Source organism: Blautia faecicola, assembly GCF_004123145.1.
GTDB classification, from domain to species: Bacteria; Bacillota; Clostridia; order Lachnospirales; family Lachnospiraceae; genus Oliverpabstia; species Oliverpabstia faecicola.
This window is the reverse complement of sequence record NZ_SDKC01000001.1, coordinates 1,973,023-1,990,933: the sequence shown is the minus strand read 5'-3', so window position 1 is coordinate 1,990,933 and position 17,911 is coordinate 1,973,023. Positions and strand designations below refer to the sequence as shown.

Annotated in this window: 16 protein-coding genes; 12 read left to right on the top strand and 4 right to left on the bottom strand. The window is 46.4% G+C overall.

Translation table 11 applies throughout. The features are described 5' to 3' along the window. The first annotated feature begins 251 nt into the window (after positions 1 to 251). The 3 genes from ETP43_RS08890 (at position 252) to larB (ending at position 5,087) form a co-directional block, all read left to right on the top strand. Entirely contained in the window at positions 252 to 1,682 is a 1,431-nt protein-coding gene (locus ETP43_RS08890) for a C40 family peptidase (RefSeq protein ID WP_129257803.1), read from the top strand. A gap of 344 nt (positions 1,683 to 2,026) precedes the next feature. Then, positions 2,027 to 4,288, top strand: a complete 2,262-nt coding sequence (gene lon, locus ETP43_RS08885) for an endopeptidase La (RefSeq protein WP_129257802.1) — start codon at positions 2,027 to 2,029, stop codon at positions 4,286 to 4,288. A 46-nt stretch (positions 4,289 to 4,334) separates the two neighbouring features. Then, on the top strand, positions 4,335 to 5,087 hold the full coding sequence (gene larB, locus ETP43_RS08880; RefSeq protein ID WP_129259548.1) for a nickel pincer cofactor biosynthesis protein LarB: 753 nt from the start codon (positions 4,335 to 4,337) through the stop codon (positions 5,085 to 5,087). A gap of 74 nt (positions 5,088 to 5,161) precedes the next feature. Here larB and ETP43_RS08875 read toward each other — a convergent pair whose 3' ends face one another. From ETP43_RS08875 to pyrB, 3 genes are read right to left on the bottom strand one after another with little or no spacing between them, the layout of a single operon-like run. Next, positions 5,162 to 5,974: an AraC family transcriptional regulator gene (locus tag ETP43_RS08875; protein ID WP_129257801.1), complete on the bottom strand. Its 813-nt coding sequence runs from the start codon at positions 5,972 to 5,974 to the stop codon at positions 5,162 to 5,164. 14 nt (positions 5,975 to 5,988) lie between these two features. Continuing rightward, entirely contained in the window at positions 5,989 to 6,426 is a 438-nt protein-coding gene (locus ETP43_RS08870) for an aspartate carbamoyltransferase regulatory subunit (protein WP_022399095.1), read from the bottom strand. Then, complete coding sequence (pyrB, locus tag ETP43_RS08865) at positions 6,420 to 7,340, bottom strand: aspartate carbamoyltransferase (RefSeq protein ID WP_022399096.1); 921 nt, start codon at positions 7,338 to 7,340, stop codon at positions 6,420 to 6,422. Before pyrB ends, ETP43_RS08870 begins: the two co-directional genes overlap by 7 nt. Before the next feature lie 204 nt (positions 7,341 to 7,544). Between pyrB and ETP43_RS08860 the strand changes: the two genes are divergently transcribed. The 3 genes from ETP43_RS08860 (at position 7,545) to ETP43_RS08850 (ending at position 11,376) form a co-directional block, all read left to right on the top strand. Further along, a complete protein-coding gene (locus ETP43_RS08860) occupies positions 7,545 to 8,834 on the top strand; it encodes a bifunctional folylpolyglutamate synthase/dihydrofolate synthase (protein WP_129257800.1) in 1,290 nt (429 codons plus the stop codon). Between the two features lie 12 nt (positions 8,835 to 8,846). Then, the gene (gene pheA, locus ETP43_RS08855; protein WP_129257799.1) at positions 8,847 to 9,989 is read left to right on the top strand and encodes a prephenate dehydratase; all 1,143 of its coding nucleotides are present in this window, start codon (positions 8,847 to 8,849) and stop codon (positions 9,987 to 9,989) included. Between the two features lie 88 nt (positions 9,990 to 10,077). Continuing rightward, on the top strand, positions 10,078 to 11,376 hold the full coding sequence (locus tag ETP43_RS08850; RefSeq protein WP_129257798.1) for an ATP-binding protein: 1,299 nt from the start codon (positions 10,078 to 10,080) through the stop codon (positions 11,374 to 11,376). A 204-nt stretch (positions 11,377 to 11,580) separates the two neighbouring features. On the opposite strand, the gene ETP43_RS18425 is transcribed toward ETP43_RS08850, so the two are convergent. Next, positions 11,581 to 11,802 (bottom strand): DUF6783 domain-containing protein, encoded by a 222-nt coding sequence (locus tag ETP43_RS18425; RefSeq protein ID WP_334295516.1) that lies wholly within the window; start codon positions 11,800 to 11,802, stop codon positions 11,581 to 11,583. Here ETP43_RS18425 and ETP43_RS18420 point away from each other — a divergent pair. The 6 genes from ETP43_RS18420 (at position 11,752) to ETP43_RS08820 (ending at position 17,841) form a co-directional block, all read left to right on the top strand. Next, positions 11,752 to 11,877, top strand: coding sequence for a DUF6783 domain-containing protein (locus tag ETP43_RS18420; RefSeq protein ID WP_334295515.1), 126 nt, complete (start codon positions 11,752 to 11,754; stop codon positions 11,875 to 11,877). The genes ETP43_RS18425 and ETP43_RS18420 overlap by 51 nt on opposite strands. A gap of 183 nt (positions 11,878 to 12,060) precedes the next feature. Further along, the gene (locus ETP43_RS08840; protein WP_022399100.1) at positions 12,061 to 12,765 is read left to right on the top strand and encodes a response regulator transcription factor; all 705 of its coding nucleotides are present in this window, start codon (positions 12,061 to 12,063) and stop codon (positions 12,763 to 12,765) included. Beyond that, positions 12,755 to 13,876 carry a sensor histidine kinase gene (locus tag ETP43_RS08835; RefSeq protein WP_129257796.1) on the top strand — a complete coding sequence of 374 codons (1,122 nt, stop codon included), beginning with the start codon at positions 12,755 to 12,757 and terminating at the stop codon, positions 13,874 to 13,876. The genes ETP43_RS08840 and ETP43_RS08835 overlap by 11 nt, the downstream gene beginning before the upstream one ends. Further along, positions 13,873 to 16,038, top strand: a complete 2,166-nt coding sequence (locus ETP43_RS08830) for a hypothetical protein (RefSeq protein ID WP_129257795.1) — start codon at positions 13,873 to 13,875, stop codon at positions 16,036 to 16,038. Before ETP43_RS08835 ends, ETP43_RS08830 begins: the two co-directional genes overlap by 4 nt. Continuing rightward, the gene (locus tag ETP43_RS08825) at positions 16,031 to 16,969 is read left to right on the top strand and encodes an ABC transporter ATP-binding protein (protein ID WP_129257794.1); all 939 of its coding nucleotides are present in this window, start codon (positions 16,031 to 16,033) and stop codon (positions 16,967 to 16,969) included. Before ETP43_RS08830 ends, ETP43_RS08825 begins: the two co-directional genes overlap by 8 nt. Continuing rightward, entirely contained in the window at positions 16,966 to 17,841 is an 876-nt protein-coding gene (locus ETP43_RS08820) for an ABC transporter permease (RefSeq protein WP_022399104.1), read from the top strand. Before ETP43_RS08825 ends, ETP43_RS08820 begins: the two co-directional genes overlap by 4 nt. Positions 17,842 to 17,911 lie beyond the last annotated feature (70 nt).

Genomic DNA, 17,911 nt, shown 5'->3' with positions numbered 1-17,911 from the left:
AACCGAAGAGAAAAGATCGGTTCTCTTTTTGCATGTGGAAAAGAAAAAATATGCAGTGCGATACACCGGAAGATTTCAGGAAAAAATCAACAAAATCCACTGAAAATGTGAAAAGTCTGTGAACATTTTGCAAATTCTGAGATATACTTCTTGCATTTACAGGGGGAACGTGTTAGTATGTAAAAAGTAACGAAATTGTTACAAAGTCATTAAAAACAAAGTAACAAGGGCAACAAAAAGAGAGGTTTTACATGAAAAAAAGAGTAGTATGTGCGTTTTTGGGACTTGTAATGATGGTATCTCAGTCATTTGCCGTTTTTGCGGATACGGAATCCGATATCAAACAGCAGAAGGCGCAGGCAGAGAGCCAGTTAAGTCAGACGAATGAGACAATCGCATCTCTGTCTGAACAGCAGCAGCAGATCCAGTCAGAAATCAATGCTATGGATGCAGATATGGTAGACCTGATGATCCAGATTGATGCTACCAAGACAGACATTGCAAGTACAGAAGATGGAATTGCACAAAAAGAAGCAGATATTACAGAAAAAGAGGGAGAGATCGAGACAACCACCAGTCAGCTGGAGGCTGCGGAAGCAGATCGCGACAAGCAGTATGCGGATATGAAGAAACGTATCCAGTACATATATGAAAACGGTGGCAATGAAGCATGGCTGAATATGCTGAGCGGTGCGGACAGTATCACATCTCTTCTGAATAAAGTGGAATATGCACAGAGCATGCATGACTATGACAGAAAACAGCTGGAAGCTTTTAAAGAAGTAGTACAGCAGGTGTCTGATCTGAAGACAGATCTGGAAAATCAGAAAGCAGATCTGGAAAATCAGAAGAGCGATCTGGAGGCACAGGAAGCATCTCTGGAAAGCCAGCAGGCAGATCTGCAGAGTCAGCAGTCAGACTTACAGGCGCAGATGGATGCGAAGAAAGCAACCAGCAGTGATTATGAAGCACAGATTGCAACGGCACAGCAGCAGGCCGCTGAGATCAGTAACCTGATCAGCCAGCAGCAGGCACAGCTGGATCAGATCGCAGAAGAAAAACGTCAGGCAGAAGAAGAGGCAGCCCGTCAGGCAGCAGCGGAAGAAGCGGCAAGACAGCAGGCGGCAGCAGAAGAAGCAGCCCGTCAGCAGGCAGCGGCAAGCGCAGCAAGTTCTTCTTCCAGCAGCAGTTCAACTTCACAGAGCAGTTCCGGCAACAGTAATAGCAGCTCCAACAGAAATAACAGTACAACAAGTAACAGCAGTTCAAGCAGTAGTAACAGTACAGCAAGCTCCAGCAGCACCAGCAGTTCCACAAGCAGCAGCGGAGTATCCGGAAGTGCTATCGTAGCTTATGCCGATCAGTTTGTTGGTAACCCATATGTATGGGGTGGAAATTCTCTGACCAATGGTATTGACTGTTCTCACTTTGTATATCAGGTTCTGAAAAATACCGGAGCATACAGTGGTGGATATACAACATCCGCAGGATGGAGAAGTCTTGGAAAGGCAGTATCCAGTCTGTCCGAAGCAAAAGCAGGTGATGTCATCTGCTATTCCGGACATGTAGCAATCTACGACGGTAACGGTGGAATCGTGGAAGCAAAAGGAAGTAAATGGGGAATTACCCATGACAGAAGCGCAAACTGCAAGACCATTCTTGCGATTCGCCGGTTTACCTGATTGTGATACAGGTACTTTGAAAGTATCTAACGGTTCAGCAGGTAATATTATAATAGGTAGAAACACAGTAGATGTATCGTCAGAAGGATTCATGTAATGACCAGATGATATATATTGTGATATAAAAGAAAAGTGATCAGAATCTAGAGTTCTGGTTGCTTTTCTTTTTTTGCGTGAACAATGAACCAAAATCCATGCCTGCATGTGAGTTTATATAACATAGCAGTTTGAAAGGTTTTCACGAATTTTACTTGCATTTTCAACAGAACGTGATAGAATAAAATATGAAAATCAGCACTCGTAAAGAATGAGTGCTAACAAAAGAAGAACAAGGAGGAAACATCATGATTACATTGCCCATTTCTGACCTGTTGTTACTGCCAGGTGTGACATTTTTCTTTAAAAAAGATGTGTTTCCCAGTGGAGAGATAACAGCAGAGTCTGTTGGAGAAGATATATTATTTGTAATGGAAAAAGAAGAGAAGGAACAGATGACACCGGATGATTTCTATCCGATCGGTGTGATCGGCGCGATCGACAGCGTGGATGACGAGGGAAATGTGCGCGTGAAAGTGAGAGAGCGTGTACAAATCTCTGATATCGAGCTGGAGAAAGACGGCGTGATCACGGCGGATGCTTCGATCCTTCCGGATGTGGACGATTTCCCGAAGGAAGAGGCGAAGGCTCTGTTTGAGAAAATGAAACAGGATATTCTTCGGTTTATCAAAGGATTTCCGTGGGGCGTCTGGGCGCGTGGCGTGATTCTGCACTGGAAGAATGTGGAAGAGATCGGATGTGCGCTTTCATCTTATTTTAATATCACATGGGAAGAAAAATATGGTATCATAGAGACAGATTCGAAGAGAGAACGGTGCAAAAAGATTGAGGAAGCTGTTTATGAATTTATGGAGGTCTTCCAGGTGGGAGAAGAAGCCGAGGAAGCCCAGAAAGAGATTCATGAACAGGTGTACCGGGAATCTGCCATTAAAAAACAGATCGAACTGTTGCAGCAGCAGCTCGATGAGATGCATCCGGAAAATATCTCGGATGTGCGGAAGTTTGAGACGAAGATCGCACAGTCCGGTATGAACGAGGAAGCCCGAAAAGAGGCGGAGAAAGTTCTGAATCGAATGAAACAGGAAGGAAAAGACAGCCACGAATACGGTATGCTGTACGATTATCTGGATTTTGTGACTTCCCTTTCCTGGAAGACAGAGGAACAGACCGAGATTAATCTGCAGGAAGCAGAAGAGATTCTGGACGAAGATCACTATGGTCTGAAAAAAGTAAAAGACCGTATCATCCAGCAGCTTGCGGTAATGGCACTGAATAAAAAACAGTCCGGCTCGATCCTGCTGTTCGTGGGTGCGCCTGGTACCGGTAAGACCAGTATCGGACAGAGCATTGCGAAAGCGCTGCACCGTGAATATGTGAGAATCAGTCTTGGTGGTATCCGGGATGAGGCAGAGATCCGTGGACACAGAAGAACGTATGTGGGAGCGATGCCTGGCCGGATCATGGAAGGCATGAAACGGAGCAAAGCACAGAATCCGGTTATGGTACTCGATGAGGTGGACAAGCTGGCGAAAGATTACGGCGGAGATCCGGCGAGTGCTCTTCTGGAAGTGCTGGATCCGGAACAGAACTACAGCTTTACCGACCATTATATGAATGTACCGTATGATCTGTCGAATGTATTTTTCGTATGTACGGCAAACAGTACGGATACGATTCCGGAACCATTATTAAACCGTATGGAAGTGATCCAGTTCCCGGGGTATACACCGGTGGAGAAGTTTCATATTGCGAGAAAACATCTGCTTCCGAAGGCGATGAAAGCGATGGGAATCAAGGCGCAGAATTTGAAAGTTACCGATGGAGCGCTGGAAAAAGTCATTGCAGAATATACCGCAGAGTCCGGTGTGCGTGGTTTAAAGAAACAGATCGATGTTCTTTGCCGGCATGCGGCAGTGAAACTGGTAAAAGGAGAACAAAAGAGTATTACCGTCAATGAAAAACGGGTGCAGGAGTTTTTAGGACAGGGAATCATTCACGATACGATCCTGAAACATCCGCAGCCGGGTGTGATGACCGGCCTGGCATGGACCAGCGCAGGCGGTGAGATCCTGTTTATTGAGACTTCCTTCACGAAAGGATCCGGCAAGATCATCATCACCGGACAGCTGGGAGATGTGATGAAAGAATCGGCACAGATCGCGATCACACTGGTGAAAAAACGCTACCCGGACAAAGCGGATTTATTTAAAGAAAATGATCTGCATATCCATGTGCCGTCCGGTGCGGTTCCGAAAGATGGTCCTTCCGCCGGTATTACACTGGTGACAGCGCTGACTTCCCTGGTAACGGACACACCGATCAACCCGGAATACGCCATGACCGGTGAGGTATCCCTGCGTGGCGGTGTGATGCCGATCGGCGGTCTGCCGGAGAAACTGATGGCAGCACAGCGGGCAGGCATCAAAAAAGTATTGATTCCGGCGGAAAATGAACGGGATCTGGAAGAAGTAGCAGAAGAAGTGAAAGAAAAACTGGAAATTGTCCCGGTAGAGACGGTGGAGCAGGTTATGAAACTGGTGTTTGCCTGAACGAACGGGAAGGAAGCAGACAGAAAAGAACAGGGTGAACAAAGAGATGGATACAAGAGAAGTATTGGAAAAAGTAAAACAGGGTGAGATTTCTATCGAGGAAGCGGAGCATTATTTTCGGAAGGCTCCGTTTGACGAGATGGGTTATGCAAAGCTGGATATGCACCGGCAGATCCGCTCCGGATTTCCGGAAGTGATTTTCTGCAGCGGAAAGGCAGATGCACATCTGGTGCCGATCGTAAAGCGGCTGTATGAAGCAAACGGAGAGGTATTTGGAACCCGGGCTTCCGAGCAGCAGTATGAGATGTTGAAAGAAATCTATCCGGAGATTCAGTACGATCCGATTTCACATATTCTGAAAATAGAGAAAAAAGAAAAGAAAGAGGGTGTTGGTCTGATCGCTGTGTGTACAGCAGGAACGGCGGATATCCCGGTAGCGGAAGAGGCTGCACAGACGGCAGAATATTTCGGATCAAAAGTAGAGCGGATTTATGATGTCGGTGTGGCAGGAATCCACCGTCTCTTTGCCAGACTGGATGCGATCCAGGATGCGAACTGTGTGATCGCAGTGGCAGGTATGGAAGGTGCGCTGGCAAGTGTACTGGGCGGTCTGGTGAACAAACCGGTGATCGCTGTTCCTACCTCGGTTGGCTATGGCGCCAGCATGAACGGAATCTCCGCACTGCTTACAATGATCAATTCGTGCGCGAACGGAATCGCAACCGTAAATATCGATAATGGTTACGGCGCCGGTTACATTGCGACACAGATCAACCGGATGGGTTTGAAAGAAAAATAGAAAGATAAAATAAAAAGAAGGAAGATATCGAAACCACGATCATTCTGATGGCTCGATATCTTCCTTCTTTAAGTTTAATAAGTACCACTTCGTATCTTTTCCCGGTACTGTCGGGGTGTCATACCAATCTGCTGTCGGAAGTGATAACAGAAAGCAGCAGAATCACGGAATCCACAGGAATAGGCAATTTCTGTCACGGTATAATCCTGTGTCTGCAACAGTTTTGCCGCCGCGCGGATCCGGTACTGGAGAAGATATTGTTTGGGAGAAATCTGTGCCTCCCGCATGAAGATCTTATACAGATACGTTCTGTCCACACCTATATAATCCGCAATATCCTGAATCCGGAGATTGTAGGAATAATTGTTGGTGATATATTCAAGTGCCCGCTGATAATACTGTTCGTTATGATCGCTTCGCCCGCCGCTTTCCGGCCGGGTCATACAGGAAAACAGCTGTAAGAATGCAGAAGCGAGTGCCAGAGGATTCTTCTCCGGGGAAAAAAACAGGGTATTCAGCTGGAGCATAGGCTGACAGCACAGATCCGATGGACTGTAAAAGACCGGTGAAGAGCGAAGGACAGTTGTATTCAGTATCTTTTCCACACAATTTCCGTCAAATCCAACCCAGGCATATTCCCAGGGATCCTCTTTATCTGCCTGATAATAATGTGTCTGCATCGGTTCGATCAGAAAGGCATCTCCGGAAGAAAGGGCATATTCTTTTCCATGATACAAAAAGGTCCCCTTTCCGTGCAAAATCACGTGAAGTAAATAATGGGGGCGGATAGCCGGCCCCCAAAAATGTCCGGGAGCACATTGCTCCCTTCCGCAATAATAGATACGAAGTGCAGTGGTATGTTCCGTATTTGGATGTTCCACAGCCATAACATTCCTCGCTTTTATTTATTACGATGTCCTCTGTATTTTTCTTCACAGTATTTGCAGCGGTATACTTCTTTCTCCGGATCGGTCAGGATAAATACCTGATCCAGTTCCTGTTCAATCGAAGTGATACAACGTGGGTTTTTGCAACGGATCACGTTGACTACCTGAGAAGGCAGATGCAGTTCTTTCTTTGAAGTGATCTTGCCGTTCTGGATCACGTTCACCGTGATGTTGTGATCGATAAATCCGAGAATGTCAAGATCCAGCATATCTACGTTACACTCTACTTTGATGATATCTTTTTTGCCCATTTTATTGCTGCGGGCATTTTTGATGATGGCAACACAGCAGTCCAGCTTGTCCAGTTTCAGATCATGATAAATTGTCATGGATTTGCCGGCTTTGATGTGGTCCAGAACAAATCCCTCTTCGATACGTCCTACATTTAACATACTTTTACCTCCAGTAACGTCAGGATCAGTGCCATACGGACATAGACGCCGTACTGTACCTGTTTAAAATATGCAGCTCGCGGGTCAGAATCTATCTCAGTGGAGATCTCATTGACACGTGGCAGTGGATGCAGAACCAGCATATCCGGTCCGGCGAGTTTCATTTTCTCTTTGTCCAGAATATAGAAGTCTTTCATACGGACATAATCGTCTTCGTTGAAGAAACGTTCTTTCTGTACTCGTGTCATGTAAAGAACATCCAGTTTTGGCAGTGCGTCTTCGAGACGGGTTACTTCCTCAAACTCATGACCGCTGGCTCTCAGAACATCTTCACGGATATAGTCCGGGATACGGAGTTCTTCCGGGGAGATCAGGACGAATTTTACATTCGGATAGCGAACCAGAGCTTCAATCAGAGAGTGTACGGTACGTCCAAACTTCAGATCGCCGCAAAGACCGATCGTAATATTATCCAGTCGTCCTTTCAGAGAACGAATCGTCAATAAATCAGTTAATGTCTGGGTAGGATGTTGATGTCCACCGTCACCGGCATTGATCACGGGAATTTTGGAAACTAAAGAAGCGACCAGTGGGGCACCCTCTTTCGGATGACGCATGGCACAGATGTCTGCAAAACAGGAAACAACGCGAATGGTATCAGAAACGCTTTCACCTTTGGAAGCGGAACTGGAATCGGCGGAAGAAAAACCAAGAGCCTTTCCACCAAGATTCATCATGGCAGCTTCGAAACTGAGACGGGTACGGGTACTTGGTTCATAGAACAAAGTTGCAATTTTTTTACCGTCACAGGCGTGCGCGTATTTTTCCGGGTTTCGTTCAATGTCATTTGCCAGATCCAGCAGATGCTCAAGCTCCTCAACGGAGAGATCCAGAGGACTCATCAGATGTCTCATCATATACCTCCTTGTATGTCATAAAACTATACAGAGTACCATCATTTTTTACTCTGCCTAACATCATATAATAAATACTTTTGGATTGCAAGAGAAAAATGAAGGATTTTGTCGGAACCATAACGGAACAACTGTTCCTTGTCAAATGGTGTCGTTTGTACTATAATAACAACAGTTTACTCGCAATAGGAGGTTCCATATTTTATGGATTATATAAAAGCAAGAACATATATAGATGAAAGTCATCGGTTCGGCGGTGAGATGGGTCTGGAGGCGATTACCTGTCTGCTGGAGAAACTGGGAAATCCGCAGGATGATCTGCAGTTTCTCCATATTGCCGGAACGAATGGAAAAGGAAGCGTGGGGGCTTATCTGGCAGCAGTTCTTCAGGAAGCAGGGTACCGGATTGGCAGATTTATCTCTCCGACACTGTATGAATACCGGGAACGGATCCAGATCAACGGAGGATATATCACAGAAGAAGCATTTGGCCGTCTGATGGATCCGGTAGTGAAAGCAATCGGGGAACTGAAAGCGGAACAGAAGCCTCTGCCGTCTCCGTTTGAGATTGAAACGGCACTTTCTTTTCTATATTATAAGGAAAAGCAATGTGATTTTGTCCTGCTGGAGTGCGGCATGGGCGGAAAGACCGATGCGACGAATGTGATCCGGAATACAAAACTAGCGGTGATCACATCGATCAGTATGGATCATATGGAGTATCTGGGGGATACTCTGGGAGCGATCGCCGGGCAGAAAGCCGGTATTATCAAACCGGGCAGCCGGGTTGTTACCTGCAGACAGGAAAAAGAAGCGATGGATGTTATCGAACAGGTCTGTAAAGAGCAGGGATGTCCGCTGTATGTGGGAGAGAAAACACAGGCAGAGCTTGTGACGGCAGATCTTGATCATATGGTATTTACCTACCGGGAAGAAACCTATATGATTCATCTGGCAGGTTCGCACCAGCTGGAAAATGCAGTGCTTGCGCTGGCGGGAATCCGTGCTTTGCAGGATGCGGGCTATCGGATTTCTTTCGAACAGATCCGAAACGGAATGGAAAAAGCACGGTGGAATGGAAGATTTACTATTCTGAGAAAGAACCCGTATCTGGTGGTGGATGGCGCACATAATCCGGATGCGGCGAAAAAACTGCAGGAGTCTTTGCGGATGTATTTTCCGGATCGGGAGTTTGTCTTTCTGATGGGTGTTTTTCGGGATAAACAGTACGACGCGATCGCAAAACGAATGGCGCCGATGGCAAAGGAAATCGTTGCGATGGAAACGCCGGACAACCCGCGGGCACTTCCGGCAGAGGAACTGGGAGAAGTTCTGAAAAAATATCAGTCACCGGAACATGTTCACGTAGCCGGCTCTTTGGAGGAAGCCTTGCAGCTGGGGGAAGAACTGGCGAAAAAAGAAGATGTGATCGTGGCTTTTGGTTCGCTGTCTTTTATCGGCGATCTGACAAAATTAAGCGAAAAAATGGGATAGGAAAAAGAAAGTATGGATAATAAAACATTGGATTTACTCGAGATCAGAGATCAGATTGATACCATTGACAAAGAAATCGTAGAACTTTTCGAGAAACGGATGCAGCTGAGTGCAGATGTGGCGGAATATAAGATTTCCAACAACAAAGAAGTGCTGGATCCGAAGAGAGAAAAAGAAAAACTAATGACACTGGAACACTATGCATCCAACTCCTTTAACCGGGTCGGCGTATACGAACTGTTTCGTCAGATGATGGCGATGAGCCGTAAATTACAGTACCGTATCCTGGCTGAGCACGGAAAAGCAGGAAACATTTCGTTCCGCAAAGTGTCTTCCCTGCCGATGCAGAAGGCAAAAGTGGTATTCCAGGGTGTGGAAGGAGCATACAGTTTTACCGCGATGCACAGCTTTTTCGGAGAGTCTATCGAGAACTATAATGTGGAAACCTGGCGGGATGCGATGGAAGCGATCAAAAACGGCGATGCAGATTATGCCGTACTTCCGATCGAAAATTCTACTGCGGGCATCGTAGCAGATATCTATGATCTTCTGGTGGAATATCATCACAGTATCGTCGGCGAGCAGATCATTCAGGTGGATCATGCGCTGATGGCACTGAAAAATTCCACACTTGAAGACATTAAGACGGTATATTCTCATCCGCAGGCACTGTCCCAGTGTAAAAAATTCCTGGAAGAGCATCCGGAATGGAAAGCGGAGAAATATCTGAACACCGCAATGGCAGCAAAAAAAGTAAAAGAAGACGGAGATCTGACACAGGCAGCGATCGCAAGTCCATATGCGGCACAGTGCTTCGGATTACAGATTTTAAAACCGCATGTATTCTCCAGCCAGCAGAATTCCACCCGGTTTATTATCGTATCCAAAGAAGAAATCTATCAGGAAGAAGCAGGAAAAATCAGTGTATGTTTTGAGATCCCTCATGAGAGCGGAAGTCTGTATAACACACTGTCCCATTTTATCTATAATGATCTGAACATGACAAAGATCGAATCCCGCCCGATCCCGGAGAAAAAATGGGAGTATCGTTTCTTTGTTGACTTTGAAGGAAACTTAAGTGACAGCGGTGTGAAAAATGCGCTGTATGGTATTTCCAGAGAGGTGAATAATCTGCGGATTCTTGGAAATTATTAATGATACATGAGAACTGTCCGGCTGTGAAGACAGGGAACAGCCGGAATAAGCAATTACATATTAGATGTAAGAAAGACAGGTAAAGACAATGACAGGAATAAGAGAATGCATTTTATATCGTGATTTTGAACAGGGCGAATTGCTGGAGAAGATGACTATGTTGATGGAAGATATCTCTCATCCGAAGGTGCTCTACGGAAAGGGCGGGGAGTATTTTGCATGTATTCACCAGCTGGTAGAGATGGCAGGAACCTACGGATTTGCGGGAAACCTGTGGCATGATTATCTGACCTATCTGCTGGTCAATCATGAAAATGCGTTCAGTACTGCCTGTGAGATTGTAGGTCCGGTGGAAGGTACGATCAATGCGTTTGCAATGCATGATTTTGAGATCTTTAAACAGCTGTATGATTTTGATCTGAAAGAACTGGAAAAGATTTATCCATCCGTGGACAGCAGCCTGATCACCAATTATCAGAATATCAACGAGGGCAGCAAGTTCTTTAACAAACGCATCCGCGACCGGATCTGCACACTGGCAGAAAAACTGGCAAAGGCAGAGTCCACAAAAGAGTTCATGGATGATATGGTACAGTTTTATAAGGAATTCGGTGTTGGTAAACTGGGACTTCACAAAGCATTCCGTATTGACGGAACGGTGACTCCTGCCCGGATCGTGCCGATTACGAATATCGCACATGTGCATCTGGATGATCTGGTTGGATATGAGATCGCGAAGAAGAAACTGATCGACAATACAGAGGCTTTCGTACAGGGACGTCCGGCAAACAACTGTCTGCTGTTCGGTGATGCAGGTACCGGTAAATCTTCCAGTATCAAAGGTATCCTGAATCAGTATTATGATCAGGGACTTCGTATCATCGAGGCGTATAAACATCAGTTCAAGGATCTGAACGATATTATCGCACAGGTGAAGAACCGGAATTACAAGTTTATTATTTATATGGACGATCTGTCTTTTGAGGAGTTTGAGATCGAGTACAAATATCTGAAAGCTGTAATCGAGGGTGGTCTGGAGAAAAAACCGGATAATATTCTGATTTATGCGACCTCCAATCGAAGACATCTGGTTCGGGAGAAATTCTCGGATAAAGAAGAGAGAAGAGATGATCTGCATTCTTCCGATACGGTTCAGGAGAAGCTGTCGCTGGTTGCACGTTTTGGCGTGTCTATTTTCTTCTGCGCACCGGATAAGAAACAGTTCCAGAATATCGTGAAGACGCTGGCTGAGAGACACCATGTGGAGATGCCGGAGGAGGAGCTTTTGCTTGAGGCGAATAAGTGGGAGTTGCAGCATGGTGGGCTGTCGGGTCGGACGGCGCAGCAGTTTATTGATTATCTTTGTGGCAAGACGGAAAATGAGTAAATAAAATATAGGTTTCGGCTTAGGGAACGCGGCTGAACTGGGATTCCTTGGGTGAACAACGTGGGCAGGGCAACTTTGAACTAGCCACTAACTTCGACTATATTCACGCGGGTCGGCTGACCCGCGCGAAAGTCTACGTAAGTGTCGGATTTCAAAGCTTGCCCTAACCGCCCACAAAGTGTTGTTCACCCAAGGAATCCCAGTTCAGCCGCTGTTTGTTAGCAGAGAACTGTTTGTTGGCGGAAACCAATGGGGACGGAGAGTTGTGGCTTTTTTCGGGGCTTGCCGGTGGGGACGGAGTTTTATGGTTCTGCTAGAGCGTGTTTGAAAAAGGCTTTCTGCAAGATGTGCGTCACAGTTTGTGGGAGATTTTTCCTGAATGAGGGCGGCGTAGCGGGCTACGTCAACCGAACGAAGGTAAAATATGCCGCAAAGTGGGGCGTGCAGATTGCAGGAATGATTTTTCAAACACGCTCTAGAGAAGGGTTCGTGAGATTTTAAGTTTTTGGTAAGGACTTTGGTGGGGGAATGATGGTACACTGTAGGGGAACAGGTGGGCGGGTTGCCCGGTGGAGTACGAAAAAATATTTGGAAGTGACTGTTCTGTTTGGCAGAGAGGATTCTGTGAGGCAGGGATGGGTAACATTCTGAGAAATACATAATGGGATATGGAGGATATGGGAGATGAAAGAGACCAGAATTTTAGTTGTGGATGATGAACAGGAGATTGCGGATCTGTTGGAGTTGTATCTGATCAGTGACGGGTATCAGGTGGTGAAGAGTTCGGATGCGCTGGAAGGGCTTGCGATTATGGAGCGGGAGAAGATTGATCTGGTGCTTTTGGATATTATGATGCCGAAGATGGACGGGTTGGAGATGTGCCGGAGGATTCGGGAGAAGCACAATGTGCCGATTATTATGGTAAGTGCCAAGACACAGGAGTTAGATAAGATTGTGGGACTTACGACCGGGGCGGATGATTATGTGACGAAACCGTTTAATCCGCTGGAACTGATGGCGCGGGTGAAATCTCAGCTTCGGCGTTACCGGGATCTGAATCCGGCGAATGAGAAGAAGGAGGAGGAGGACAGCACGATCCGACTGAATCATGTAACGATTATCAAAGAGACACATCAGGTGTTTGTGGATGGAGAGAGTGTCAAGCTGACTCCAATCGAATTTGACATTTTGTATCTGCTGGCTTCTCATCCGGGACGGGTGTTCAGCACCGATGAGATTTTTGAAAAGGTATGGAACGAGAAGGTCTATGAGGCGAACAATACCGTCATGGTACATATCCGTCGGCTTCGCGGAAAGATGAAAGACGACACCCGAACCGACAAGATCATCACTACAGTCTGGGGGGTAGGATATAAAATTGAGCAGTAGATTTATTCGAACATTTGAGGGAAGGATTGCCTGGTATACGATCATCAGTCTGGCGGTTACCGGTATCATGGAAGTTATCATGGCATTTCTGATCTATAAGGTGGCGGGAACGCTGCGCTACATGGGATATCGCAGTGCCATGCTGGGACCGGACGGGCTGTATCCGAATTATCGCCTGCTGTTCCTTGCGGTCTGCGGAGCACTGACCTTTCTTCTTACTTTTTACACGCTGATCCACAAATACATGAGTTATGTGCGAATGCTGGAGCGTGCGATGCGGGATATTGCAAACGGGGATCTGAATCAGGAAATCCCGGTAGAGAATCTGGATGAATTCGGTGAGATCGCCCGGTATATGAACCAGATGGAGCGACATGTCAAAGATCTGATGGAACGGGAACGGGAAGCGGAACGGACCAAGAACGATCTGGTAACCAGTGTGGCGCACGACCTTCGGACCCCCTTGACTTCGGTGATCGGTTATCTGGATTGGGTAAGAAATAAACCGGATCTGGATGAACAGGTGCGGCAGCAGTATTTGGATATTGCCTATCGGAAAGCCATTCATCTGGAACAACTGACGAATGAACTGTTTGGATTTGTAAAGATGGAACATAAAGAGATGAGCCTGCATCTGGAACAGCTGGATCTGCAGAAACTACTGGAGCAGTTGTTGGATGAAGCGTGGCCAAGTTTTGAAAAGAACGGTCTGGAAGCACAGTTCAGCTGCGCGGAACATGGAATCCCCCTGGAGGGGGACGGTAATCTGCTGGCACGCCTTTTTGAAAATCTTCTGAATAATGCGGTCAAATATGGAAAAGACGGAAAAATCATCCGTGTGGCAGCAAAAGTGGTACATGAACATGTTCTGGTACAGGTGATCAACTATGGGTATGTGATCCCGAAAGAAGACCTGGAAAAGTTATTTCAGAAGTTTTACCGGGTGGAACAGTCGCGTTCACAGAATACGGGAGGAACCGGTCTTGGACTGGCTATCGTTCATCAGATCGCAGTGCTTCATGGCGGAGACGTACAGGTGAAAAGTGATCTTGACGGAACGGTATTTTCTGTATGGCTTCCGTTGCAACAGACAAAGGAGAGACAGACATGAGAAAACATATCCGGGGAATAGTACTGGTACTGCTGATCTTGCTGCTGCCCTGCCTGGTATGGGCAGAAGATGAGCCGGAGAACGACATTGAGATAACATTAAACTGGGGATTTAACGGCAAGGCGGGAAACAGTGATGCCTGCCTGCCGGTTACGGCAACACTGACAAATCATGGGGAAGCGTTTGAAGGACAGCTGGAGATGGAAGTGCCGGTTGCCGGCAATCAGGAATCTGATCTGGGAGAGAGTCTGACGATGATCGGCAATGATATGGACTATACCAGAAGTAAAGTGTGCGTATGGAAGAAAAATATAGCACTCGCTGCAGGGGAAACACGGCAGGAAACGTTTTATCTGACCTTTCCATGGGCTAATGGTACCGTACAGGCGTATCTGAAAGATGGGTCCCGAACAGTACAGACAGCATCACTGAGTAAGAACTTTTCTGCAAACCAGGACATTGCACTGATCGGAGTTATAGGAGCACAGCCGGAAGACGTGCAACAGCTTGACGGGATACAGATTTCTGCGGAAACTACCGAAGGCATGGGTGATATTTTTGTGTCTGTTTATCAGATGGATGCATCGGAGATTCCGGACAGCTGGAAAGATCTGGATCAACTGGATGCACTGCTGATCGGACCGGAGGCTGCGATTTCCGGAGAACAGTGGGTGACACTCCATCGCTGGCAGCAGGAAGGAGGTATCCTGCTTACTGTTGAAGAAGGGCAGGATTTTTTTGAAGTATTTGAGAATTTTCTGAATGGAGAATCACGACCAACATTTTTTGACAGGCTCAGTGAAAAATGGGGCTATGTTGTATATACCGGCTATGACACCAGTCAGATTCCGGTACGAAAACGCCCCAGTCTGATCAAATATTTTATACTGATTCTTTTTTATGCCTGTGTGGCAGGACCGGGACTGTACCTGATCCTGAAAAGACAGGGAAAAAGAAAATATTTCTGGTCAGGAGTTACACTGCTTTCCGTTCTTTTCCTTGGTATTATGGCAGTGATGGGGACAAGCACCAGACTGACTGCTCCGGTACTTACCATGAAACGGATGTATACCCAGCAGGATCATATCTGGGGAGAAACGATGCAGCTGGGTGTACAGGCACCATATAACAGTACATATCAGCTCTATCTGGATAAAAGTTATCATCTGACAATGTCTTCAGAAAGCGGATACAGTGTAGAAGAGGTCAATACAGATATCACGGATAAAGTGGAAATCTACGAAAAAGAAGACTGCTACAAACTGACATTCAGCAGGCTGCCGGTGTTTGCAGGCAATGCATTTTTTTTGAACCGGGATCATGCGGTATCACCGGAAGAAGAAATACAGATCCATGCATCCGGGGACAATGAGCATATCGAAGGCAGATGGAAGAACCCTACAGGATACAGAATCGAGAATGCGATTCTTGTACTCACGAACCGTATCGTATTTCTGGGAGATTTGGAACCGGGAGAAGAAGGTACTTTTTCCGAAAAAATCCATTCCTATGGAAATGGAGGTCTGGAAAAGATTCTGAGAAAATATCTGGATCTGAAAGATGCAGAGTATCCGGATTATGCGGTGAACGCCGTGATGGAACAGGTATGGGATGCACAGAGAAAAGAAACGGAAGGCGTCTGCCTCCTCGGAACGATTTCCAACAGTGATACTTCTTTTGAGATGAATTCCGGTTATGAAGTAGACGGAATCTCACAGTTTTATATGCCGGTGGATATCAGCTGGCAAAAGGAAGAGGGAACCATATTCTGTCCCAACGCAGAAGTGCTGGCTTCTGTGGAAAGTGGAAGCGCGACCGCGGGAACGAATCTGATGTACGGACAGGATGCAGTCCTTAACTATGATCTTTCCGGACTGGGAGAAATTACAGAGATAAAATTCTTTAAACCGGAATATGATGATCCGAAATATTTTGAACCATTTCGTGGGCAGGTTGCTTTTTATTGCTGGTCCAGTGGAGAATATGAGACGATTTCAAAATGGGAAAAATTGTTTGACGGGACGGAACTGGAAAAATATCTGTCGGCAGAGGGGACGTTGCGGGTTCGCTATCAGGTGGCGGACGATATGGATGTTACAAATAAAAACTGTACACTTCCCTGTCTGCAGATCACAGGAAAGGTGGTGACCCCGGATGCTTAAGATTGAAAGTCTGACCAGAAGGTATCCTCACGTAACGGCGTTGGACGGACTGAATATGGAAATCGGGCATGGACAGCTGTATGGATTTGTAGGACCAAACGGTGCCGGAAAAACGACCACGATCCGAATCATATCCGGATTACTGCGGCCGACTTCAGGAAAAGTGTGGATCGATGGTATCCGGGCAGAAAAGGAGACACGCGTCTTAAAAAGCAAGATCGGCTATGTGCCGGATTTTTTCGGTGTCTATGATAATCTGACGGTGATGGAATATCTGGAATTTTATTCGGCTGCCTATGGAATCGATGAAAAAGAGGGGCGCTTAAGGGCTTCGGAGGTACTGGAACGGGTACATCTCTTTCATATTGAGGACCGTATGGTAGATGAATTATCCAGAGGGATGCAGCAGAGGCTCTGTCTTGCCCGTGCCATGATTCACCGGCCACAGCTTCTGGTGATGGATGAGCCGGCATCCGGACTGGATCCGGGTGCAAGGAGGATCTTTAAAGAAGTTTTGCGGAGTTTGTGTGAAGAGGGATATACGGTACTGATCAGTTCACATATTCTGTCTGATCTGGCAGATATGTGCAGCAATATCGGAGTTATCCATCAGGGGAAAATGGTACTGGAAGGTCCCATCGATGAAATCATGACCTCTATCGACAGTTCCAATCCGATCCTGATCGAGGTATATCAGAATCTGGAGACTGCCGTTCACCTGCTGAACCGGCACCCGCTGGTATCCAGAATAGCAATCGATAAAAATATGATTTCCATTCTTTTTACCGGAAGCAGGGAAGAAGAGGCGCAGCTTCTGAGACAACTGGTGGAGCAGAAGGTGCTGGTAACTTCTTTTCGCAGAGAACACAATAATCTGGAATCTGTATTTTTCCATCTTACAGATCCGGTACAGGGAGGAACGACAGTATGAGGAAGAATCCGGTTCTGGAAAATGAAATGAAACGTTATACAAGAAATATGAAATGTGCCTGGATTATTCTCGGCGTGAATCTGGTTCTGGCATTGTTTGCCCTGATCGCACAGATGGGATTGAGCGGAAGAGAAAATTATATGACGATCCTGCAGTACCGTTTTCCGATCCAGTGCTATGTCCTGATGGGATATGGTTTGTTCCTTGCCATCTGTATACTGATCCCGGGACTGGCAGGAGGTGCCATTGCGGGGGAACGTGAGAGAAAGACCCTGGATCTGCTTCTCACCACCCATCTGAGTCCCTGGAAAATTATTCTGGGAAAACTGGAATCTTCTCTCTGCCTGATTTTCCTTATTTCCTTTTCAACACTTCCTGTAATAGGACTGGTGCTGATCTATGGAGGAATTACTCTGGTAAATCTGTTTCAGCTGATCCTGAATCTTGTCATCACCGGTATATTTATAGGAAGTATCGCTATCTTTTATTCGGCGATCATACGTAAAACTACGGTTGCGGTGATTTTAAGTTATGTGACAGTGGTACTTCTGGTGTTCGGAACGATGGGTATCCTGTTTGGAACCGGCTATATTCAGCAGATGCGGGGAATGTACCAGGAAGGCTTTACAGGCATCCGGCTTGGCGGGCTGGTTTATCTTCTGTATTTTAATCCGGCAGTCACGCTGTATGGACTGATCGGACAGCAGACAACCAACGCCTACGGACTGGTACGGCTGTGTGATTATTTTGGAGATTACAGCCATTCTTTTGGGGTGGAGCATATGGTAGAACTGTCGATTCTGGTACAGCTGGGCTGTTCCGCTCTTCTCCTGATCGCTGCAGGACGGCATATTAACCCGATGCGGAAATGAAGAAACCATGCGAACTTGTGGTGATCGCATACATTTTGGCTTGTATGTCTCGGGAGTTTGGCATATTCAT

Bases quoted from the DNA above. Each gene is read 5' to 3' on its own strand.
- ETP43_RS08890 (WP_129257803.1), top strand. From the start codon at position 252: ATGAAAAAAAGAGTAGTATGTGCGTTTTTGGGACTTGTAATGATGGTA.
- lon (WP_129257802.1), top strand. From the start codon at position 2,027: ATGATTACATTGCCCATTTCTGACCTGTTGTTACTGCCAGGTGTGACA.
- larB (WP_129259548.1), top strand. From the start codon at position 4,335: ATGGATACAAGAGAAGTATTGGAAAAAGTAAAACAGGGTGAGATTTCT.
- ETP43_RS08875 (WP_129257801.1), bottom strand. From the start codon at position 5,974: ATGGCTGTGGAACATCCAAATACGGAACATACCACTGCACTTCGTATC.
- ETP43_RS08870 (WP_022399095.1), bottom strand. From the start codon at position 6,426: ATGTTAAATGTAGGACGTATCGAAGAGGGATTTGTTCTGGACCACATC.
- pyrB (WP_022399096.1), bottom strand. From the start codon at position 7,340: ATGAGACATCTGATGAGTCCTCTGGATCTCTCCGTTGAGGAGCTTGAG.
- ETP43_RS08860 (WP_129257800.1), top strand. From the start codon at position 7,545: ATGGATTATATAAAAGCAAGAACATATATAGATGAAAGTCATCGGTTC.
- pheA (WP_129257799.1), top strand. From the start codon at position 8,847: ATGGATAATAAAACATTGGATTTACTCGAGATCAGAGATCAGATTGAT.
- ETP43_RS08850 (WP_129257798.1), top strand. From the start codon at position 10,078: ATGACAGGAATAAGAGAATGCATTTTATATCGTGATTTTGAACAGGGC.
- ETP43_RS08840 (WP_022399100.1), top strand. From the start codon at position 12,061: ATGAAAGAGACCAGAATTTTAGTTGTGGATGATGAACAGGAGATTGCG.
- ETP43_RS08830 (WP_129257795.1), top strand. From the start codon at position 13,873: ATGAGAAAACATATCCGGGGAATAGTACTGGTACTGCTGATCTTGCTG.
- ETP43_RS08825 (WP_129257794.1), top strand. From the start codon at position 16,031: ATGCTTAAGATTGAAAGTCTGACCAGAAGGTATCCTCACGTAACGGCG.
- ETP43_RS08820 (WP_022399104.1), top strand. From the start codon at position 16,966: ATGAGGAAGAATCCGGTTCTGGAAAATGAAATGAAACGTTATACAAGA.